We start from the raw sequence: 22,395 nt of genomic DNA, 5'->3' as shown, positions 1-22,395 counted from the left end.
ATGTACAGCGCTAATTTAAGCATTATTTACATTAGCAGGTTATGCACAATAGTTAACAATAACATAATGTTGGCGTCATTGTAAACACACACTGCCGCAGTACTTTAGTATAAATCAAAAAGTAACGGCGATGAAATTTATAGGCAATTTGTTCAGCAGCTTACGCGAGTGGATCATTCTGAAAAGTATCGGTTCATCTTTCATTCATTAATTTTATTTTTGCTAACGTTTCTTTTATCAAATTATAATACACAATTTGGGCGTTGCGTAGCTCAATTTAATGAAGTCTAATATTCAGGATACACCGCTGAGCAAACAACTTTTCGGCGAGGGATTTATATGGGGAGTGTCGACTGCTGCTGTGCAGATAGAAGGCGCATGGGATGTTGAAGGCAAGGGTGAGTCCATCTGGGATGTTTTTACCGCTAAAAAAGGTAAAATACTCAACGGTCATCATCACTATACGGCTACCGATTTTTACAATCGTTATCAAACCGATATCGATCTCATCAAACAACTAAATATTCCAAATTTCAGGTTCTCGATTGCATGGTCGCGCATTTTGCCCAATGGCACCGGCGAGGTTAACCAAGCGGGGATTGGCTATTACCGTAAGGTTATTCAGTACTGCCTTGACAACGGGATTGAGCCCTGGATAACTCTTTACCACTGGGACCTGCCGCAAGCTTTAGAAGACAAAGGCGGCTGGACTAACCGGGAGGTTATAAGCTGGTTTGCAGAGTTTGTCACCGTTTGTGCCAATGCATTTGGCGACCAGGTTAAACATTGGATGGTAATGAATGAGCCGGCGGTTTTCACCGGCGCGGGTTATTTTTTGGGGATACATGCGCCGGGACGTAAGGGGCTGAAAAACTTTTTACCCGCTATTCATCATGCTATCATGTGTATTGCTGAAGGCGGACGTATACTTCGCAGGCTTTTGCCGCATGTTGAGCTGGGCACTACCTTTTCATGCTCATGGGTTGAACCTTATACCAATAAGCCCAGGGATATAGCGGCTGCTAAACGTGTTGACGCATTACTTAACCGCCTGTTCATCGAGCCGATATTGGGTTTAGGTTACCCGGTAGACGATTTTCAGACGTTGAAAGGGCTTGATAAATACATTATGCCCGGTGATATGGAGAAGATCGCTTTCGACTTTGATTTCATCGGCCTGCAAAACTACACGCGCGAAATTGTAAAATATTCTTTCTTTACGCCTTACATTCATGCGTCGCTGGTTAAGGCTGAGCATCGCAACGTGCCTGTTACCTCGATGAAATGGGAAGTGTATCCGGAGTCAATCTACCATATTCTCAAAAAATATAACGCTTATCCGCAGATCAAAAAAATATACCTTACTGAAAGTGGCGCTGCTTTTAAAGATGAGGTGATTGACAACCAGGTAGTCGACCCTAAACGTACAGAATACCTGCAACGATACCTACAGCAAGTGCTCAGGGCCAAAAATGAGGGCTGTAAAGTAGAGGGCTATTTTATTTGGACGCTTACCGATAATTTTGAGTGGGCAGAGGGCTATCACCCCCGCTTTGGTATTATTTATGTTGATTTTGAAACGCAGGAGCGTATTGTTAAAGCGTCAGGATTGTGGTACGCTGAACTGCTGAGGTAATTTATCCAATCCGTCTTTACCAGGCATGGGCAGGCTGATGTAGAAGATGGTGCCACGATTGCTGCTCTCGAACCAAATCTTGCCATGCGATTTCTCGATGATCTGTTTGCAAATAGACAATCCCAGCCCGAACGATTTTTCGCCCGATGTCCCCGGACGCTGCGCCTTGGTGAACATATTAAACACATCGTCTTTGAGCTTATCCGGAATGCCGATGCCGTTATCTAATACAGAAATTACTACTTCGCCTTTTTCTTTAACAATCTTAACAAAGATGGGGGCACCGGTAGGGCTAAACTTAATAGCGTTGGTGATAAGGTTATTGATTACGCGCCAAATCTTTTCGCGGCTTATCATCAATTGCTGAGGGCTATCCAGTGGCTCGAAGAATATTTTCTGAGCTTTCTCGGCGGCTTTAAAACGCAGCAATTCAACGCAAGTGCTGGTCAGCGCATTAATTTCAACCAGTTCCGGATGGATTTCGATCGAGGTAACATTGGTAGCCTCCAAAATCTCATTGATCAGTTCGAGCGAGTTATGCGAGGTTTCTTTTACCAGGTTAATCAACTCTTTCTGCTCATCGGTATAACCGTCATCGGCCATCATGGTGGTTAACGAGGCTATGCCGCCAATAGGGTTACGTAAATCATGCGCCACGGTGCGCAGAATGCGGTCTTTTTCCTGGCTGCTTATTTTTAATTCGTTAAGCGCCTTGCCCAGTTCGGCGTTTTGCTCATTAATTTGCTGGTTAAGCAATTTAACGGTCTGGACATCCTTTTTAGAACGGCGCCAGTTGCGATAAACCAAAAAGATAATAATGAGTGACATTGTTGCAAAAACCAAAATCACCACTAATAAAATGCGCTGTATCTTATTGTTATTGCTCAGCTCATTAATTTGCTGTTGCTTCTCATAGGTATCAAACTGTTTATCGATATCACTTTCTTTAAGCACAGTATATCGCGCCAGGTTTGAGTCTTTTAACGTATTATAGGTTTTTAGATGGTTTATCGCTTTTGCTAAATCGCCCCGTCGTTCGTAATAGTTACTCATCAGATGATTCCAGTCGGCCTCAACATCAGGGTTTTTGATGGTTTTGAGCTGCTGGCCGAGGGCAGTAAGCAAACCGTATAATTCTGTGTCGCGTTTAAACTGGTCGTAAATCTGGGCTAGCTTGATTTCGCTTAGTTCGGCATCGGCATTATCATAATCTTTTTTCAGGTTTATGTCTATGCTCTTTTTAAGCAGGACGATGGCCTGCTGGTATTTTTTTTGAAGGATGTAGATCTCGGCTTTATTACCATAAACCACGCCTTGCGCAATCTCCATCATTTTAAGCCTGTCCTTAAACTGCGGACCGTATTTGTTGATGAAGGCTAATGATTTATCGAAGTAAAAAACGGCGCTGTCAAGCTGATCGTTGTGCTTATAGCTTAAGGCTATGTTGTCTAATAACTCCTGCACATGGTAGTAATTCACAAAATCAGACGGCACAATAGTATAATACATATAACTGCGCATGAAGTAGTCTTTCGCCAGTTTATAATTGCCCATTTTATAAGTAATCATACCCATGCGGTACATGTATTCTGAAAGCGCGGAGCGGTTTAGGCCATTTTTGCCTACCAGGTAGCCCTGAAACAAATGCTGATAAGCGGCACTGTAATTGCCCAGGTTAAAATAAGTATCGCCCAGGGCCATTTGGGCGTCAATATACAAATGCTCATATTGTTGCTGATTGCCTACAACCTCGTTAGCTATGCTCAGCATAGTATCTGCATAAAGCAGCGCCTTTTTATGGTCGCCTAAAGCACGGTGGTAATAAAAGTAACGGTAGCCATAGGTAGCATACTTATCTTCAAGCGTGAGGTCTTTAGCATTGTTGACAAAGGCTTCCAGTTCGCGCATGCCTTCATTTACACGGTTAGTGCCAAAAAGCGTGTCTACATGTGCCCTCATCCGCAAAAACGCCTGCGAATTACCCACTTGCACTTCTTTCTTTTTACAAGAAAAAAAAGCCGACACCAACAAGCTTAGCAACAAAATGTTACCAGCATAGCGTACTAACAAATGAGTGTCACGGCATTTCAACACTTTTTAAAATTCTGGGTCATTACAAATATACTATTCGCCGGCATATTAGAGCTGTCAGGAATAGCTTTTTTATGATTATTTAAAAGCATCATACCCCGTAATATCCAGGCCGGTAATCAGCAGGTGAATATCATGCGTGCCTTCATACGTAATCACCGACTCAAGGTTCGCCATATGTCGCATTATAGGGTACTCGCCGGTAATTCCCATGCCGCCAAGTATTTGGCGGGCCTCGCGAGCTATGTTGATCGCTGTTTCTACACTATTTCGTTTAGCCATTGATATCTGGGCCGGTGTTGCCCTATTCTCATTTTTTAAAGTGCCCAGGCGCCAAACCATCAGTTGGGCCTTAGTTATCTCGGTGAGCATTTCGGCCAGTTTTTTTTGCTGCAATTGAAAAGCGGCGATAGGTTTGCCAAATTGTTTACGTTGTTTGGCGTAGCGCAGTGCGGTATCATAGCAATCCATCGCAGCGCCGAGGGCTCCCCAGGCAATGCCGTAACGGGCCTGGTTTAAACACCCTAGCGGTCCTTTTAATCCGGTTGCGTCAGGTAATAAATTTTCTTTAGGCACTTTTACGTTATCAAATACCAATTCCCCCGTTGCCGAGGCGCGTAATGACCACTTGTTGTGTGTTTCAGGTGTGGTAAAGCCCTCCATGCCGCGCTCTACTATCAATCCCTGCACTTTTCCCTGCTCATTTTTGGCCCATACTATGGCTATGTCGGCAAATGGTGCGTTCGAGATCCACATTTTGGCCCCGTTGAGCACGTAATGATCTCCGGCATCTTTGAAATTGGTGGTCATGCCGCCCGGGTCAGAGCCGTGGTCAGGTTCGGTAAGTCCAAAGCATCCCATCAGTTGGCCGGCAGCTAATTTGGGGAGGTATTTTAGTTTTTGTTCTTCTGAGCCGTAAACGTAGATAGGATACATCACCAATGATCCCTGAACCGACGCGGTTGAGCGGATGCCCGAATCGCCGCGCTCAATTTCCTGCATAATGAGTCCGTAGGAGATATAATCCAGTCCGAGCCCGCCATATTGCGCAGGTATGGCAGGGCCGAAGGCGCCTATCCCGGCCAACCCGTTTAACAATTGCTTCGGAAACTCGGCACGCTGGGCATAATCTTCAATAATTGGCGATACTTCTTTTTTTACCCAATCGCGAACACTCTGGCGTATCAGTTTATGTTCGTCGGTGAGCAATTCATCAATCAGATAGTAATCGGGCGATTCGAAAAGATCGGTTTTGGCCATAATAATATCGGTTTAAACAAATATAGTTTATTGGGATATATTGTGGGAGACTTATAGTAGGTTTAATCACCAACGCGTCATTGCGAGGCACGAAGCAATCTCTGCGCGCCAGTTACACCCTGCTATTTGATAGCAGGTGTGGAGATTGCTTCGTTCCTCGCAATGACGTAAAAGGAAATAAAATACTATTTTTGACCATGATCATAGCCTTACATGGCGTGGAGTTTTTTGCTTACCACGGTTTTTATCCCGAAGAACAAAAATTAGGATGTTATTTCACCGTAGATATCGAGGTTGATTTTATACCTGTGGGCGATATCAGCGAAGATAACCTGGACAACACCGTGAACTACGAAAAGCTTTATGAAATTGCCTGTGAAGAAATGAAGATTGCCAGGAAGCTAATTGAAACTGTTGCCCAAAATATTATGGATGGTATAGTGAAGCAATATAGCTTTGTAAATACTATAAAATTAACCATACATAAATTAAACCCACCGCTGGGTTTAAAAACCAAATCATCAAGCGTTACGCTTACTTACCGTAAATGATTTTTATTGCGGATAATAATTGCGGGTTATACCCGCAATTTTTTCGGGCCAGGCCTGCGTGCGCCCAAATTTCATAGCGGCATAGCTCATTTCGGTTACCTTTTGCGGGTTGTCGTAAAGATAAATCAGGGCATCTTTAAGCTCTGCTATAGTTTTTTCGGGCGAATCGACACTGCAGCGTATTCCTGTTTCGTCGCTCACCAAAATAGCCTGGCCGTGTAATTTGATAGTTACTATTGGCATACCAAAGGCAAATGCTTCCAATACCTGGGCCGGGCCTGAATCGCGCAGCGAAGTGAAAAAGAAGATATCGTGACTCTCATAATAATCGCGCACTTGTTGATAAGGGACCTTGCCTGTTAATGTTACCGTATTTTGTAATTGATTCTGCTCAATGTAGGTTTTGATCTGATCTTCCAGCTCGCCGTACCCAACCACAGTTAGTTTAATGTTTGGATGCGTTTCCCGCAACTCACGCATTACATCGAGCGTTAAAATCAAACCTTTACGGGGCATAAAACGTCCTACCCATAGTAAGTTTAAAGTACCGCTTGCCGGAGCCTTTGGTTTAAAAGTTTTTGGAAAGAAAGTGTCAGGCAGCGCTGCATCAAAACTTAGGCCTACGTTTTTAGCACCTATAGATTTTACCAGATCCATGGTATCAGTATTGGGTACCAAAACGGTATGCGCTTTACGCAACATGGTTTTGCAGGCTGGGTTAAACTTTACAAGTATATTGCTTACTTTTTCGCGTTTCTCTTCTTCGGCCCATTTGTCGCCGAAGTATTTTTTGAAGGCTACCGGAGCATGCTGGCCGCCACCGGCCGGGCCAAATATAAATGGGATATTTAACTTGTACATCCATGAACCCATTTGAGTGCTGCCCCAGCTAACATGGTGCGCTATATCAAATTTTAAAACGCTATGCAGTTTTTTTGCTTTTTTATAAGCCAGGTATTGCCAGCTTAAATAGTATGGGTAAATAAATAAACCCATCCTGTTCAAGTTGGTATTTACTATCGGTACTTCAACATAATAAAAATGTAAATTGGGTACAGGGGGCGTAGTTTCTATATCCTGCCGGCTGGCAGAGCGGGTTATGCAGTGCACCTCGTAGCCAAGTTTTGCAAGCTCTGTTGCCCAGTTCCAGCCACCGCCTTCTTCTGATCCTTTTCCGGGTGCGCAGGCAAAAGCAGATAGTAAGATTTTTTTCATCAAGAACGTGTAGATATTGATACTCAAAATTAAATTATATAAGTTAATAACTTAGCTAATCTTCAATATGTTTATGACTTATAATAAAATAACAGCACCGATTTTAAGTGAAATAAAGCAAATAATTGGGAATGAATACGTTGTTACCGATACAGCCGATCTGGAGAGGTATAGCCATGACGAAACAGAGGATCTGCGTTATTACCCGGAGGTAGTGGTTAAGCCACAAACACCTGCTGAAATATCGGCTTTGCTTAAAGTTTGTAATCAGTACCTTATTCCGGTTACACCACGCGGCGCCGGTACAGGTTTGAGCGGTGGTTCCTTACCTGTTATGGGCGGATTAGTGCTGGCTATGGAGCGCTTTAACAAGGTATTAAACGTTGATGAGGAAAACCTGCAGGCTACGGTTGAACCGGGTGTAATTACCGAGGAGTTTATGAACCAGGTTGCAGCCAAAGGGCTGTTTTATCCCATTGACCCCGCCAGTAAAGGAAGCTGTTTTATAGGGGGTAATATAGCTCATGGTTCGGGCGGGCCCAGGGTGGTAAAATATGGAACCATACGCGAATATATTTTGAACCTGGAGGTGGTATTACCTTCTGGCGAGATTATTTGGACGGGCGCTAACACTTTAAAATATGCGTCGGGCTATAATTTGACACAATTGTTTATCGGGTCTGAGGGAACGTTGGGGGTAATAACCAAAGCAGTAGTGAAGCTGATACCGGCACCAACTGCTGATGCTTTAATGATGGCGTCATTTAATTCAAATGAAGCAGCTTGTGTAGCCGTGTCAGCAATTTTCAGGGCGGGCATTGTACCGTCTACCCTTGAATTTATGGAACGAAAAGGTGTGCAGTGGGTAATAGATAAAGACGGCCTGTCCTTTGACATGAAACCGGAAGATGCTGCCTTTTTACTAATTGAAGTTGACGGCACCAATGTTAACGTAATATTTGATGAATGTGAAAAAATTAATGCGGTGCTTGAACAACATGGTTGTACCAATGTGCTGTTTGCTGAATCGGCCGCCCAAAAAGAGGAGCTATGGCGCATCAGGCGAACTATGGGCGTATCAGTAAAATCAAACTCAGTTTATAAAGAGGAGGATACCGTGGTGCCCCGTGCAGCGTTGCCGCAATTAATTAAAGGTATTAAACAAATTGGCAGCAGTTATGGTTTTGAATCGGTTTGCTATGGGCATGCAGGTGATGGTAACTTGCACGTCAATATTGTTAAAGCTAATATGAGTGATGCTGACTGGAACACTAAACTTAAGGACGGTATTCGTGAAATATTTGAACTGACGGTGTCGCTGGGGGGGACGCTGTCAGGCGAACATGGTATTGGTTTTGTCCAGAAAGATTTTATGCCTATTAAATACTCACCGGTACATTTTGAGTTGTGGCGGGGTATCAAACAGGTGTTTGATAAAAACCATATATTAAATCCGTCAAAAATATTTAATAGCTGATATACTAAGCGCGAACGTACCTTTTGGCTTGGCAATTATAGCAGCGATACCTTTTCATAGGTACAAAAAACAAAAAAGATTTGACGAACCATCCTCTCGGCACTCTGTCTTCCATAGGCTTATTGCATTTGGGGCAAACCGGGTATTTTTTATTGGCCTGCGAAATGAGCGTGGTTTTCATACAAGTTAAGGGGATGTTGTATTGATTTGCTTATTAAAGTTTAAGCAAATATAATTTAATATGTTATTGATGATGTTAAATTGTTATTAAAATATTGTAATACCCCCAAAAAATATATTAATTATCATTTATTTAAACATATGGGTTATAAAACGGTATTAACTAATACAACATCAATTTTTACATTGATTATATTAAAATAAAACCTATATTTTGACTTTTAAACCCATTAGGCAGATGCTGTTAATGTGTTTATATATAGTATAACTTTATGATTAAACTTTTACCAGATAACGGTTATAAAGATATTTTTTACAACAGCGAAGCTACAATGCTGATTATAGGCGTTGATAAGCCGTATTATACCATTATCGATGTAAATAATGCTTATTTAAGAGCAACAAACAGCACAAGGGAGGCTTTGGTAGGGACGTCTGTTTTTGAAGTTTTTCCGAGAAATCCGAAGAATGAAAAATCCGAAAATATTGAACTGACAATTGTTTCGTTTGATGAGGCTATAAAAACCAAAAAGCCCCATACGATGACCAATTACCGTTATGATATACCGGTGGCGGGTACCGAAGAATTTGAAGAGCGGTGGTGGACAACCACCAATACTCCGGTTTTGGATGCTAACGGTGAGGTTAGTTATCTTATCCATTCGCCAGCAGATGTAACAGAGCTGCATCAGATAACCGAGCGCGAACAGAAAAATGAAGAAGCGTTAAAACTTCAGCGGCAGCAATTGTTCGGCACGTTTATGCAGGCGCCTGTGGGCATAGCCATATTGATGGGGAATAATTATGTGGTTGATTTGATCAACCCTTCGCTTTGTGATTTATATGGGCAGCGCCCTGAAGAAATGATGGGCAGGCCAATTTTTGATTGTATACCCTTTGTCAGGGGTAAAGGTTTTGAAGAGATGCTGGATAGCGTTCTGGCCGGTGGTGCAGCTGTAAGCGGAGAGGGCGTGCCTGTGTTACTGGTACGTGAGCGTGTTTTGGAAACCGTTTATGTAAACTTTGTTTATGAACCATACCGCGAGCCAGATGGCACCGTAAGCGGAGTCATTGTGGTGGCTACCGAAGTGACGGAGATGTTTAAGGCCCGTAAATTACTGGAAGAAGCCGAAGAGCGTGCCCGCCTGGCTGTAGATGCAGTTGGCCTTGGTACTTACGATCTTGATTTGATATCGGGTGAAATGGTTACTTCAAAGATAGCGGCTAATATTCTGGGTTTTGAACGCCCTGCAACCCGCGCAGAATACGTCGCCGCTTTTCACCCGGATGATTTACCGTTGCGAAACAAAGCTCATGAAGAGGCTTTGGCTACCGGCAGACTGATTTACGAGATTCGCGTAATATGGCCGGATAAATCTATTCACTGGATACGACTGGAAGGCAAAGTTTTATTTGGCGAAGACGGCGTGGCTGTAAGAATTATAGGTACTTTGCTTGATATAACCGACCAGCGTAAGGCGCGGGAGGAGCAGCAAAAGCTGATAACCCTGGTAGATAACAGCGTCGATCTGATGTCAATATTAAACCTGGAGGGCACTAACTCTTATATCAATAAGGCTGGTATGAACATGCTGGGTTTTGAAGACGCAGACCATGTAGCCCAGGTGCCTATTTCTGAGTTACATGACCCGGCTCACTTTGAACAGGTAAAGCGGGAGGTTTTACCCAGCGTGATGGGTAAGGGCCGGTGGGAAGGCACTATGCTGGTGCGGCACTTAAAAACCGGCGAAATATTTCCGGTTTATAACAATTGTATCCGTATTGATGATCCGGTGTCCGGCGTACCTATAGGCGTTGGTGCCGTCATGCGCGATCTGCGCCCTGAAATTGCTGCTAAACAGGCGCTGGCCGATAGCGAACAATTGCTCAGGAATATCACAAGCGCGGCGCCAACCACGTTATGGATGTCTGACAAAGAGGGCTCTGTAACCTATGTCAATAAGACATGGATAGACTGGACAGGGCGCGAATATGCCAAGCACCTGGGTAGCGGCTGGCTACACTCCATTTATCACGCCGACAGGCCGAAAGTTGCCGAGAAGCTTACCGGCGACATTGTGGTTCATGGGTTATTTGAAGTTGAGTTCAGGTTGAATCATGCTGATGGCACTATGCACTGGTGTATGTTGTCTGGCCAGCCTCAATATGATGCCCGTAATAATTTTGCCGGTTACATAGGCTCTTGCGTCGACATTACCGATCAGAAACTGTTACAACAACAAAAGGACGATTTTATCGGCATTGCCAGTCACGAATTAAAAACACCTGTAACCAGTATTAAAGCTTATACCCAGGTATTGGAGAGAATGCTTACCCGTAAAGGTGATGTCAAAGAAGCGCAGATGATTGGGCGCATGGATGCGCAAATAAATCGTTTAACCAGTTTAATCGGCGATTTGCTGGATGTTACCAAGATAAATTCCGGCAAACTGCAATTTAACGATAGTGAGTTTGATTTTGTGCCGATGGTGCGCGAGTTGGTTGAAGACTTGCAACGTACAACCGAAAGGCATATCCTGATTGAGCAGCACGAGCCGATAGGTATGATCTATGGCGATAAGGAACGCATAGGACAGGTAATATCCAACCTAATAACCAACGCTATCAAATATTCGCCACAGGCCGACAAGATTATTATAAACTCATGCTTACTGGATGACGAGGTGCAACTGTCTGTACAGGACTTTGGCATTGGTATTTCTGAAGATAAACTAACCCGGGTTTTTGAGCAGTTTTATCGGGTTAGCGGCGATATGCAGCATACTTTTCCGGGACTGGGACTGGGGCTTTACATATCTTCAGAGATCATTAAGCGCGAAGGTGGCCGCATATGGGTAAACAGTGAAGTAGGTAAGGGCTCAACTTTTTATTTTGCGATCCCCCTTCAGCCCAAAAATCGCGGTTAAAAGACAGCCAAATCCACTCAAGATATAGCTTTTTGTAATATATTTATCCTCACCAATTATTAGAACAACGAGGGGTGGATAAATTACTGCCGGTTTTATTGAATAAGCATTTAAACAAGCGCGTTTGCCGGGCCGTCTGGATGTGCCTTGTATTGCTGTTTATTACGCAGTACACCCGGGCGCAAAGTTTAGGCGACCCTATAGTCCATATTACCTTCGGCTCGGGTACCAGTTCTTACGCGCCTCCATTGGCGCCTGATTCAGGTTATACCACTTACACGCCGACCGCACCAAAGTCGCCCGATGATGGTCAATATGGTATATTTAATACTACCGCCGGCTTAAACCCTGGTTGGATAGTTACAACTGACCACACAGGTGATCCAAACGGTTATATGATGATAGTAAACGCCGATTACACTAAGGGTTTGTTTTATACGCGTACGATTCATGGCTTATGCGGTGGCACAACCTATCAGTTTGGTGCCTGGATCAGAAATATTTTAAGAGGGAATGGGATATTGCCGAATGTGATTTTTTCTATTGAAACACCCGATGGACAAGTCTTGGATAGTCTTGACACGGGCGATATCCAAAACTATTACAACTGGCGACAATACGGCTTCACATTTACTACACCCAGCGGTGTGCAATCGGTAGTTGTTAAAATGACCAATAACGCATTTGGAGGCGGAGGAAATGATATGGCTATTGATGACATTACCTTCAGACCATACGGTACAGCCTTTACCACGGCGTTTGACAATGCTAGCCTTTCAACCTTTTGTTCTAAAAATCCACAAAGCATTACTTTAAGATCGCTAACGCCGCTTGATACCGGATTTGCACAAAGGTTGCAGCGTTACGATAATGGCCAGTGGCTAAATCATAGTTTACCCACTAAAGATACAGCCATAACCTTTATGACGCCGGATACACCTGGTGTTTATACTTACCGGCTAATCAAAGCCGACTTGGGAAATATCGACTACTCGAAGTGCGTGGTGGCGTCAAACACGCTCCCCATAAGCGTGGTTCCGCCGGCTTTTATCAACTTTTTAATGCCCGATACTGTTTGCTTTGGCGATACGGTCAGGATCAAAGATCAAACGCTCACTCAGGGTGTGGTTATAACCAGCCGTACCTGGGATTTTGGCGACGGTGCCACGTCTTCAGACCAGAATCCCACCCATAACTACGCGGCATCCGGCGATTATACTGTCAAACAAACTGTTAATACTGATCTGGGTTGCAGTAGTGAATTTTCCAGGCCTATCCATGTGGTAGCACCTGCGCAAATAGCTTTTAATTATTCATTGGCCGACTGCGCCACTAAAACGCTGCTTTTTGAGGACAAAACGGCTATGCCCGAAGGATACATTGTAAGCCGCACCTGGGATTTTGGCGATGGTACTGCACCGCTTGTTGCAAACCAACCCAATTTGCAGCATAAATATAATATTGCCGGCGTTTACAAAGTAATCTTCACTATTAAAACCAACAGCGGCTGCCAGTATACGCTTTCTAAAAACATTACCGTATATAATCCGCCTATTGTTAATTTTAAGCTGCCTGAGGTTTGCGTGTCGGACGTTGCACAGTTTTTGGATAGCACGGTGGTTGATCCCGGTGTTACAGTTAGCTACTTGTGGAATTTCGGTGACGGCAACGCTGCTCCAGCCGATAATACATCGACGCAGAGGAATCCTTTTCACAAATACACGCAGGCTAATAATTACCAGGTTACACTCAAAATAAACACCAGCGACGGTTGCGAGCAAACCATCACTAAAACCTTTACGGTAAATGGCGCTAATCCGCATGCTGCTTTTACTATACCGAACCCCACTGTTTGCAGCAATCAGGATATTTTCGTCGTAAACAACTCCACGGTTGACTTTGGAACCGTTGCCCGGCTTAAATGGGATTTTGGCGACGGTACGCCTCCATTAGTTGACGATAATCCCACTTTAGGCAAAACATACCATCATAGGTATCCTGAGGTTAATCTCCCCACATCGTTTAAAAATTATAACATTATTTTAACGGCCTATTCCGGCTCAGGAGAGGCTAGTTGTGTTGAAGAATCACCACCGCAAACGGTCACGTTGCTAGCTGTACCTCAGGTAACTTTGAGTGCGCCTGATTCTGTATGCCTTAACTTTGGGAATGTACAATTTGCGGTTCAGGAAACCAGCGGCGCTACCGGCGGCGGCAGTTTTTCAGGAACCGCCATAAGTTCGACCGGCCTATTCGACCCTCTCAAAGCCGGCGTTGGTAGTTATAATATCCAATATATTTATATTGCCAGCACTGGCTGTGCAGATACACTTGTGCACAAAATAAAAGTAAATCCAATAGGGACGGTCAACCTGGGACCGGATATAGCTCTGCCTGATTATGAGAGCACGACACTACAACCAACAGTATCTGGCGATGGGCTGAAATTTAAGTGGACGCCTGCTACGGGTTTAAGCAGCGATACGATTGCTAACCCGATGGTTAAAATTAATCAGGATATGACTTATACACTTACGGTAACCAATAAATACGGTTGTTCGGTGAGCGATCAGATCAGTATCGTAAGTTTGCACGGAGTGGTTCCGCCAAATGCTTTCACGCCTAATGGAGATGGTATTAATGATACCTGGGTGATTAAAAACTTATCGGCTTATAAAGATTGCACCGTTGATGTTTTTAACCGTAACGGGCAAAAAGTTTTTACATCTGTAGGTTATTCGGCCATAGGGTGGGACGGGCGTTTTAGCGGTTCAGATTTGCCGGTAGGCGTTTATTATTATATCATTAATCCCAAACATGGCCAAAAAGTAATTTCGGGCTATGTTACCATCATCAGATAAAAAAAGCCGGATATGCTTGCTTTAGCCGGCAGCTTATATTAATAGAAACTAACTTATCGGCAGTAATCAAACAATAAACGCCAGATGTTGATACCAATAAGCTAAGTTAATATTGCTTATAGTTATGCAAACGAAAGTCAAAGCTAATGCAATGCCTTAACTCATGAGTTAAAGTAATCAACCCTTAAGTATCAAAAATAAATGTGAAGTGTTTAAAGTGCTGGCTTATAAATTACGCCAGCGAGATCGTGTCCGTCGAAGGTGAAATAATAGTATCAATAAATTCGCCTATGGTTCTTAGGGTGCGGCTGTCCAGAAAATCTTCGTTGCGCTGCATCCACTCGGTGCCCAGTTTATAAAGCATAGCTGCTTTACCGTTAATGTTTACAATCCACACTTTCCAGTTTTTAAAATGACCGGTTGTTATCTCAATTAATTGTGTGGTTCCGTCGGCTAACTTCACTTTGTAATTCATTGACTGTAATGATTTAGATAATTGAATAGTCCGTTTGTACTCGATAGGCAATTGAATAGCTATAGTAAATAAAATAAAATACGCAGAAGGAGATAGAATATTGCGTGTCGCGACAGCAAAAAATATAGAATGAATGTAAGTAATTAATAATGAAATACAAAAAATATTTTATCATCCCTTCCAACTTCCCCACTTGGGAGGATAATCGTGCTTATCTTTAAAAGTAAAGGCATTCTCATGGAATGCCTTTGCTTTAAAAATGTAAGAAAGATTAATCAAAGCCCTCGATTGAGGGAGGATTATTATTCCCTGATCCAAATATTTCGGTAACTAATGGGTTCGCTTTTGTCGCCGTGAGCTTGTAGTTTCAGCGGCATGGCGCCATGTGTTTTATAGGTATGCGCAACGTTAGTCATTGACGTACCACCTCTAATCTCGGTGTTGTTTTGAACCATCACTCCGTTAAAGAAAATAGTAACGTGGGCAGGAAGCTTTACGCTGCCATCGTCATTAAACTCAGGAGCCTGGTAAGCTATATCATAAACGTTCCACTCGCCTGCTTTATGAGCGGGGTTAACCAATGGGATAGACTCGCGGTAAACCGCACCCGCCATACCATTAGTATAAGTTTTATTGTCGTTATTATAAGTGTCTAAAACCTGGATCTCGTACCTGCTTGACAAAAAAATACCGCTGTTGCCACGTGCCTGGCCTGTACCGGTAATATCAGCAGGGATTTTCCATTCGATATGCAGTTGAAAGCTGGTGAATTTACGCTTGGTTTCAATATCCCCAACTGATTTATCAACGGTTAATACATCCTTAGCTACTTTCCATTTGGCCGGCGATTGATCTTTAGCGTCCTGCCACTCGTCCAGGTTTTTGCCGTCGAACAAAATGATAGCATCTGACGGTGCCTGGCCAAAGGTTTTTGCAGGAGTCACCACGTTAGGTACCGGCGAAAACATCTCAGCATCAGTTGGGTTTGATGCTGGTAAATTAGCTTTTCTGATATCGGCAGATGTAGTTTGACCGTAGGCTATGGTAGACGCGCCAAACAGTGCAGCTGTTAAAAACAGGTTGTATCTCATAATTGGTTAATTGTGTGAATGATAAATTATTCAAATCTATAAGATTTTCAATACACCCGCACAGCTTTTTTTGACTGTATTGAAAGTGTTACTGTTAGTTAAACAGCCTGAAATTTTTGTTAAGGTATAACCTTGCAACAACCGCTTACGTACAAACCAATAATTACATTAATTAATACTCTTGATAAATATGGAATTTTTAGACAAAGACCCGTACGAAAAGCCAGTAGGTGTTGTGATTTTAAATTGGGTGGTCGCTATCGTGTTAACTGTCGACCTGCTTTGGTGCATCTTTTAAATTGATAATGCAAATTTCGTTATACCGTTTATTCGTATATCAGCGTCGAATTTGGGTAGGAAAGTGTCGCTGAGTACAAAAGCGCATAAGGCTGATTAATGCATCAAACTTTTACTTCTTTCCATTTACCCCGCTTAAAGAAATACCAGGCCGCTATTGCCAATATAGTCTCTGCAATGGGGATGGAAAGGAACGCGCCGCCGGCATGCATTTGCAGGGGCTTGGCCAGGTACCAGGCCAGCGGAATTTGAAGGAGCCAAAAACATATAAAGTTTATCCAGGTTGGCGTTTTAGTATCGCCTGCACCGTTAAGGGCCTGGGTCATTACCATGCCAATGCCGTAAAAAATATAAGCTGAGCCAAATGTCTGCAAAGCTTTTACGCCATATTTGATCACCTCTGCATCAGTAGTGAAAAAGCGAATGATATGGTTTGAGAAAAATAAAAAGATCAGCATTACCGCGCCCATAAATACGGCGTTGTACTTGGCAGTAATAATTACGCTTTTTTCTGCGCGATGAATTTCTTTGGCGCCCAGATTTTGGCCAACCAGTGTGGCGGCTGCGTTGCTCAATCCCCAAGCCGGCAGGATAAAAAATATCACATTACGTATTGCTATCTGATAACCTGCTGAGGCGGCTGTTCCGCCGGTTTCTGCAACCAGGCGCGCTACTGCTATCCAACTGCCGCTGGCAATGATAAATTGTAACGTAGCAGGCCATGCTATGTTAATGATATTTTTAACCACCGTGCCATCAAAACCAAAATGCAGTATTTTGAATTTTAGCTTACCGTTGCCTTTTATTAAATGATAAACCTGGTAAACTACGCCCGAAGTGCGGCCTGTAACAGTTGCCATAGCCGCGCCTTTTAAACCGAAAAAATGGATCAAAATCGGGCAAAGCAGGATGTTTATAAAGCTGGCTATCCAAAGGCTTTTCATGGCCATGGCTGCATTACCTGCGCCGCGGAAAATACCATTAATTAAAAATATCAAGGTGATGGATATGCTGCCGCCAAACATAATGCGGGTAAAAATGGCTCCATCGGCAACTACTTCTTTGCTGGCGCCCATTACGGCCAAAATATCGCCGGCGTAAATCATTCCCACCGCGGTGAGTATAATTGAGATAATAAAGCCTATAATAAGTGATTGTGCACCTGCATGTGCCGCGCCTTCCAGATCTTTTTCGCCCACACGGCGCGCTACAACCGCCCCGGCGGCTGTGCTCAGGCCCATAGCCATGCTATAAACAAGTGTAATTACTGACTCGGTTAATCCCACACTGGCGATAGCATTTTCGCCGAGTTTACCCACAAAAAAGATATCGACCAGGGCAAAAACGCTTTCAAGGCTTAATTCCAAAATCATTGGTACCGCCAATAAAAACACCGCACGACGTATGCTGCCCGTCGTAAAATCATGGTTCTCGCCGTTGAGCGATTCTTTAATAATGGTAAATATATTTTTGAGTGACATGCTGGATTTGTATCGTGAGTGTGCCTTTGCAAGGCTTTGGCTTTCAGATTAAAACCTCGCAAAGGTATCCGTTTGATTTTAAAATTTCGATGATCTTTTCAGGTACGACAGTGTCGGCCTCAACGCGTAGTATGCGGTCGCAGTCTTCCATATCAAAGTTAACCCTGCTTTGCGGAAACTGATGTAACACCTGCCTGATTAAGCGTTCAGAGGTCTCAATCTCGCTGACATTGGTTTTGAAAACTTCGACAATCATCTTAATTAGTTATATAGCCAATGCACGGGCTATTTTTTGCAATTGAAAAGTATGGCGTTGTGTATGGACAATGTAAAACCAAATAAATTCCAGCCGTGTGAATGGCCCCAGCGTAGGTACCTCAAAATCAAGGCAGGTCAAACTTAAATCAAGCGTCTTCGCGGCTTCAAGCAGCCGGGTAAATTTGTCATTTACCAGCTCAAGCAATTCCTGTTTTTCATATTCTTTATCTGACGGATAAATAAAATCAGGCGACTGCATTTTGATATCCATATTCAGAAACAAATCTGAAACCGGTTTGATCTTCTCACCAATATCGCGATTGGTTACCCGGGTTTGGCCATATAACACCTCAACCCCAATTGCTTTTAAAACATGCTCGGTTACCTGTGCGGCCGTCCAGCTGCCTTTGTAAGGCACAGCATTTATATCGCGGGCAGAGATGGCGTTTATCGCTTGGGCTAGTCCGTTGTAGGTGCTTTCAATTTTATTGATTGTGTTTTCCATGGTTTGATTTAACAGGCGCCTGGCCGTTTAGGCAAGGCGCTGATGTGTTTATTTCTGGCTATCGTCGTAATTGATCATCCATTTAATACCAAATTTATCGCTAAACATACCGAACCAGGCGCCCCAGAACATCTTTTGTAAAGGCACATCTACGTTGCCGCCGGCTGATAGTCCGTCAAAAATTTGGTGTGCCTCGTCCATACTGTCCGGAGTGATGCCAATAGAAAAGTTATTGCCAAAAGTCAGCGTGTGTCCTTGCGACTCCAACGCGTCAGTGCCCATTAATATGGTATTGCCTATAGGTAAAGAGATATGCATGATCTTATCTTTTTCGTTGGCTGGCATGTTGTCGCCATGCGGCGTATCGCCAAAGCGGCTTAGCGCTAAAAATTCGCCGCCAAAAACTGATTTGTAAAAGTTAAATGCCTCCTCGGTGTTTCCCATAAAGTTTACGTAAGGATTGATGTTTGCCATGATTTTGGTTTTTAAGAGTTTCAGATGTTTATTTTAATAGTGCTAAATTAGGTTCAATTTTCTGATATCGTGGTGTGCGAAAATGTCAATAATAGGGGGTATTCGGGACATTTTTATATATTTATCGAATCATTAAATTCCACCAAATGACACGATTAGGTATCCTGCTCACCAATAAATATCGCTTACTGAGCGTGGCCGCGATATTGGATGTATTTGAAAGCGTAAACAAGTTTTATACTGCCGATGGCAAGGACCCGGTGTTTGAAATTTTGTTATTTAGTGATACAAATCCAGATGGAAGCCTGCCTGAATTTAGCGGCTATCCCATTCAGTCGTTACGTAGTCCAATAGCGCAGGACCTGGTTTTTATTCCGGCATTTAACGCAGTCGATATAGCGCAGGCGATACAAGAAAATTATGGCTTTATTCCCTGGCTGCAACAGCAATATCAAAGCGGTGCCGAGCTGGCCTGTGTATGTACTGGCGCTTTTTTGTTAGGCGCTACAGGTTTATTAAATGGTAAAACAGCGACAACGCATGTCGATGCGTCCGAGGCGTTTGCCCAGGCCTTCCCGCAGGTTAAATTACAGGTTGACAAAGTTGTAACTGGCGACGAGCGGCTTTATACCAGCGGCGGCTCAACGTCAAGTTTTCATTTAATGCTGCACTTGCTGCAAAAACATTGCGGGCGCGAAATTGCGGTGCGTATTGCCAAGATGTTTTCGATAGATATGGACCGTGAGCAGCAAACTTATTTCAGTACTTTTTCGCCGGTACAAGCGCACAACGATGAATTGGTAGCGATGGCGCAGCAAAGTATTGAAAGTTCATACCATAATGCAGGAACTATTGAAGAGTTAATCAAAGAGATCCCAGGCAGCCGGCGTAACATAGCACGCAGGTTTAAACTGGTTACAGGCATCACTCCAATTGAATACCTGCAGAAAACCCGTATTGAAGCCGCAAAACGCCTGTTAATACAAACTAACCAGCAAATGACCGAGGTGATGATCAATTCAGGCTACAGCGATCCCAAGGCTTTTCGCAAGATATTCAGGAAAACGGTAGGGATGACGCCGACGGGGTATCGGGAGAAGTTTTATATGGGATAGGCCGCTCCCAACCCTCCCCGAAGGGGAGGACTTTGAAACGCTTGGCGGCTATCTGTAAATAATAATATTCGAAAGGAAAGCCCTCCCCTTTGGGGAGGGTTGGGAGGGGTGTGCTACTCACCCCAGGCGGTAATCATTAAGCTGCGTGAGCCCCCGTAGTTTCTATGTTCGCACAAATAAATACCTTGCCATATCCCTAAAGCAAATCGTCCGTTGCGAATGGGAATCGTTACTGAACTGCCCAGCATGGCCGCTTTCAGGTGGGCCGGCATATCGTCGGGGCCCTCATCGTCGTGTATATAATCCGGATCGTTTTCAGGAACAGTTTTATTAAAATACATTTCAAAATCGCTGCGCACTGTTGGGTCTGCATTTTCATTGATAGTGAGCGACGCTGATGTATGCTGGATGAAAACCTGGCAAATACCTGTTTTAATTTCAGCAATCTGAGGTAGCGCTTGTAAAACCTCTGTTGTTATTAAATGAAAGCCCCGACGGCGCTGACTCAATTGCAATTGTTGTTGGAAAATTTTCATAACACTGTAAATTAAAGTCAATACAATAACAATGCAAATTAGTTAATGTGATAGCTATACGTTGTATCGCCACTTCAAGGCATAATGATTGCGTTATTTAGTGCACATAGATTATTATGCAAGCTATAAAAGATTTTTTTTCTGACGGTCTGCACGTTTTTATCGTCATCATGATATTTGTAATGGGTATTGGCGGGGCATTGGTTACGGGTGGAACTTTTGACGAATGGGGCAAACGGCTCACAAGCTGGCGCCGTCGCAAGAAAAAACGTATAGATTATCATTAAGTTGTAACTATCCGTAACGCTAAGGGTCCAATGCTAAAACAACTTATAAATTGGTATTATGCGTTATTTTCTTTGTCTCATATTACCACCTTTAGCGGTGTTTACTACAGGCCGTATAGGCGCATTTATACTCAATCTGTTACTCACTTTGTGTTTTTGGATACCCGGTGTAATCCATGCTATTTTGGTGACCAACGATTATTATGCGGCCAAACGCCACCGCCAGTTGGTAAGGGTAATGAAACGGTCGTATTAACCTATTGCCTTGTGTAATGAGTAGATACAGTAATTTTGTAAGTCGCGTTAGCATCCAATCCCCAGTTTCCTGTTAACACGCCAGAGCTGGTGCTTTGAAGATCCATGGTGGTATTGCTTAAAGCTAAAATAGGCTTTGTTGTGCTGCCGCCGTTAGTTTGTTTAAGTAACAGGTTATTTCCTAAAATGGCATACGTTAAAAAAGAAGTCGTGTCTGCCCGTGCTACCAGTGTGCCTTGTTGGGCTATTGGCAGGGTGGTTACATAGCTGCTGCCATCGGTATTATAAATTTCGAACCAGGAGCTGCCTGCATTTTTGCCGGTAAAATTGATTGTTGAATCCTTTAACAGTTCGTCGGTATTCAAATCATATACTTTAGTGTTTTTTCCTGTCGATTTCCATGAACCGACTATCAGTTTGGTATATTCTATCTTCGTGCTATCATCTTTTTTGCAGGAGGCGACAGCCAGTATAGCAAGGCATAGTAGTAAATAAGTTTTTTTCATGGGTAATAAGATTTAGGGGCTATGCATAAAAATATCTAAATATATAACAGTAAGTTTTTTGTAACGACAATTTTAGACTGACAGCCAGGTGCTTATCTAACGTATACGCGATAACTTATGTTTTAGTTAACTTGCGCGATATTTTTATATGTGATGAATGATGTTTTAGGCCAGGCCATTTATGATTATTGGCAAAAGCAAGCCGGTTCAAGGCTTTGGATCAATAATAAATACGGCCCGAGAGAAGAGATGCCTGTTGAAACCTATTTTCGCCAAGAGGATGATATGCCGGATATCGAGTGGATGGCGCTTGAACAATGCCGTGGCAAAGTGCTTGATATAGGCGCCGGCGCCGGCAGTCATGCCTTGTTTTTACAACAGCAAGGTTTTGATGTTACGGCGATAGACATTTCTCCCTTGTGTATAAAAGTAATGCAGGAGCGGGGCGTTAATAAAGCTTTAGCCGGCGATATTTATTCATTTAGCATAGGTAAATATGATACCTTATTACTGTTGATGAATGGTATTGGTTTAGCAGGCACAATTGACGGATTGAAGGAATTGCTTATTCATCTTAAAAAATTATTAAATACTGGTACTGGCGGGCAGATATTATTTGATTCATCAGATATTGCGTATTTGTACGAAGGTAAACTGCCTGAACAGGGATATTATGGTGAAATAGAATATCAATACACTTATAAAAAGCTTAAAACAGATTGGTTCAAATGGTTATATATTGATGAGCATACGCTGCAGTCTGTCGCTGCCGAATGCGGCTACCTGATGGAGGTATTGATAGAAGATGAGTATGGTCAATATTTAACCCGTTTAACAATAATGAGTTAACGTAATAATTATAACTACCGTTAAACTTTGTGCTTATTATTTGTTCTATATCTACAAAATACGATAAT

Annotated in this window: 20 protein-coding genes; 9 read left to right on the top strand and 11 right to left on the bottom strand. The window is 43.1% G+C overall.

Going from position 1 to position 22,395, the window contains the following annotated elements:
• The first annotated feature begins 280 nt into the window (after positions 1-280).
• Complete coding sequence (locus tag ACFS5N_RS07020; protein ID WP_377183636.1) at positions 281-1,636, top strand: GH1 family beta-glucosidase; 1,356 nt, start codon at positions 281-283, stop codon at positions 1,634-1,636.
• Here the strand turns inward: ACFS5N_RS07020 and ACFS5N_RS07015 are convergent.
• The gene (locus tag ACFS5N_RS07015) at positions 1,604-3,595 is read right to left on the bottom strand and encodes a tetratricopeptide repeat-containing sensor histidine kinase (RefSeq protein WP_377183634.1); all 1,992 of its coding nucleotides are present in this window, start codon (positions 3,593-3,595) and stop codon (positions 1,604-1,606) included. The genes ACFS5N_RS07020 and ACFS5N_RS07015 overlap by 33 nt on opposite strands.
• 210 nt (positions 3,596-3,805) lie before the next feature.
• Entirely contained in the window at positions 3,806-4,987 is a 1,182-nt protein-coding gene (locus ACFS5N_RS07010) for an acyl-CoA dehydrogenase family protein (protein WP_377183632.1), read from the bottom strand.
• Between the two features lie 197 nt (positions 4,988-5,184).
• On the opposite strand from ACFS5N_RS07010, the gene folB reads away from it, so the two are divergent.
• Positions 5,185-5,538 (top strand): dihydroneopterin aldolase, encoded by a 354-nt coding sequence (folB, locus tag ACFS5N_RS07005; protein WP_377183630.1) that lies wholly within the window; start codon positions 5,185-5,187, stop codon positions 5,536-5,538.
• A gap of 3 nt (positions 5,539-5,541) precedes the next feature.
• Here the strand turns inward: folB and ACFS5N_RS07000 are convergent, their stop codons facing one another.
• The gene (locus ACFS5N_RS07000) at positions 5,542-6,753 is read right to left on the bottom strand and encodes a glycosyltransferase family 4 protein (protein WP_377183628.1); all 1,212 of its coding nucleotides are present in this window, start codon (positions 6,751-6,753) and stop codon (positions 5,542-5,544) included.
• 73 nt (positions 6,754-6,826) lie between these two features.
• Between ACFS5N_RS07000 and ACFS5N_RS06995 the strand changes: the two genes are divergently transcribed.
• The 3 genes from ACFS5N_RS06995 to ACFS5N_RS06985 all read left to right on the top strand — a co-directional run bounded on the left by ACFS5N_RS06995 (position 6,827) and on the right by ACFS5N_RS06985 (position 14,198).
• On the top strand, positions 6,827-8,230 hold the full coding sequence (locus tag ACFS5N_RS06995) for an FAD-binding oxidoreductase (protein ID WP_377183626.1): 1,404 nt from the start codon (positions 6,827-6,829) through the stop codon (positions 8,228-8,230).
• A gap of 452 nt (positions 8,231-8,682) precedes the next feature.
• Complete coding sequence (locus tag ACFS5N_RS06990; protein ID WP_377183624.1) at positions 8,683-11,337, top strand: PAS domain S-box protein; 2,655 nt, start codon at positions 8,683-8,685, stop codon at positions 11,335-11,337.
• Between the two features lie 74 nt (positions 11,338-11,411).
• Complete coding sequence (locus ACFS5N_RS06985) at positions 11,412-14,198, top strand: PKD domain-containing protein (protein ID WP_377183622.1); 2,787 nt, start codon at positions 11,412-11,414, stop codon at positions 14,196-14,198.
• A gap of 232 nt (positions 14,199-14,430) precedes the next feature.
• Here ACFS5N_RS06985 and ACFS5N_RS06980 read toward each other — a convergent pair whose 3' ends face one another.
• The 6 genes from ACFS5N_RS06980 to ACFS5N_RS06955 all read right to left on the bottom strand — a co-directional run bounded on the left by ACFS5N_RS06980 (position 14,431) and on the right by ACFS5N_RS06955 (position 18,779).
• Positions 14,431-14,673: a hypothetical protein gene (locus ACFS5N_RS06980; protein WP_377183620.1), complete on the bottom strand. Its 243-nt coding sequence runs from the start codon at positions 14,671-14,673 to the stop codon at positions 14,431-14,433.
• Positions 14,674-14,975: 302 nt separating this feature from the next.
• Complete coding sequence (locus tag ACFS5N_RS06975; RefSeq protein WP_377183618.1) at positions 14,976-15,764, bottom strand: 3-keto-disaccharide hydrolase; 789 nt, start codon at positions 15,762-15,764, stop codon at positions 14,976-14,978.
• A 401-nt stretch (positions 15,765-16,165) separates the two neighbouring features.
• Positions 16,166-17,542, bottom strand: coding sequence for an MATE family efflux transporter (locus ACFS5N_RS06970; RefSeq protein WP_377183616.1), 1,377 nt, complete (start codon positions 17,540-17,542; stop codon positions 16,166-16,168).
• A gap of 43 nt (positions 17,543-17,585) precedes the next feature.
• On the bottom strand, positions 17,586-17,798 hold the full coding sequence (locus ACFS5N_RS06965) for a hypothetical protein (protein ID WP_377183614.1): 213 nt from the start codon (positions 17,796-17,798) through the stop codon (positions 17,586-17,588).
• A gap of 9 nt (positions 17,799-17,807) precedes the next feature.
• The gene (locus ACFS5N_RS06960; protein ID WP_377183612.1) at positions 17,808-18,305 is read right to left on the bottom strand and encodes a DinB family protein; all 498 of its coding nucleotides are present in this window, start codon (positions 18,303-18,305) and stop codon (positions 17,808-17,810) included.
• Between the two features lie 48 nt (positions 18,306-18,353).
• Complete coding sequence (locus ACFS5N_RS06955; protein WP_377183610.1) at positions 18,354-18,779, bottom strand: VOC family protein; 426 nt, start codon at positions 18,777-18,779, stop codon at positions 18,354-18,356.
• A 146-nt stretch (positions 18,780-18,925) separates the two neighbouring features.
• Between ACFS5N_RS06955 and ACFS5N_RS06950 the strand changes: the two genes are divergently transcribed.
• On the top strand, positions 18,926-19,894 hold the full coding sequence (locus tag ACFS5N_RS06950; protein WP_377183608.1) for a GlxA family transcriptional regulator: 969 nt from the start codon (positions 18,926-18,928) through the stop codon (positions 19,892-19,894).
• 113 nt (positions 19,895-20,007) lie between these two features.
• Here ACFS5N_RS06950 and ACFS5N_RS06945 read toward each other — a convergent pair whose 3' ends face one another.
• On the bottom strand, positions 20,008-20,430 hold the full coding sequence (locus tag ACFS5N_RS06945) for a secondary thiamine-phosphate synthase enzyme YjbQ (RefSeq protein ID WP_377183606.1): 423 nt from the start codon (positions 20,428-20,430) through the stop codon (positions 20,008-20,010).
• 116 nt (positions 20,431-20,546) lie between these two features.
• Here ACFS5N_RS06945 and ACFS5N_RS06940 point away from each other — a divergent pair, with 116 nt between their 5' ends.
• Positions 20,547-20,717, top strand: coding sequence for a hypothetical protein (locus ACFS5N_RS06940; protein WP_377183604.1), 171 nt, complete (start codon positions 20,547-20,549; stop codon positions 20,715-20,717).
• A gap of 58 nt (positions 20,718-20,775) precedes the next feature.
• Complete coding sequence (locus ACFS5N_RS06935) at positions 20,776-20,973, top strand: YqaE/Pmp3 family membrane protein (RefSeq protein WP_377183602.1); 198 nt, start codon at positions 20,776-20,778, stop codon at positions 20,971-20,973.
• Between the two features lies 1 nt (position 20,974).
• On the opposite strand, the gene ACFS5N_RS06930 is transcribed toward ACFS5N_RS06935, so the two are convergent.
• Positions 20,975-21,478 (bottom strand): lipocalin-like domain-containing protein, encoded by a 504-nt coding sequence (locus ACFS5N_RS06930; protein WP_377183600.1) that lies wholly within the window; start codon positions 21,476-21,478, stop codon positions 20,975-20,977.
• Between the two features lie 153 nt (positions 21,479-21,631).
• Between ACFS5N_RS06930 and ACFS5N_RS06925 the strand changes: the two genes are divergently transcribed.
• The gene (locus ACFS5N_RS06925) at positions 21,632-22,327 is read left to right on the top strand and encodes a class I SAM-dependent methyltransferase (protein WP_377183598.1); all 696 of its coding nucleotides are present in this window, start codon (positions 21,632-21,634) and stop codon (positions 22,325-22,327) included.
• Positions 22,328-22,395: the final 68 nt, after the last annotated feature.

It is taken from the genome of Mucilaginibacter ximonensis (assembly GCF_042686265.1).
GTDB classification, from domain to species: Bacteria; Bacteroidota; Bacteroidia; order Sphingobacteriales; family Sphingobacteriaceae; genus Mucilaginibacter; species Mucilaginibacter ximonensis.
This window is presented reverse-complemented; position numbering and strand designations above follow the sequence as displayed.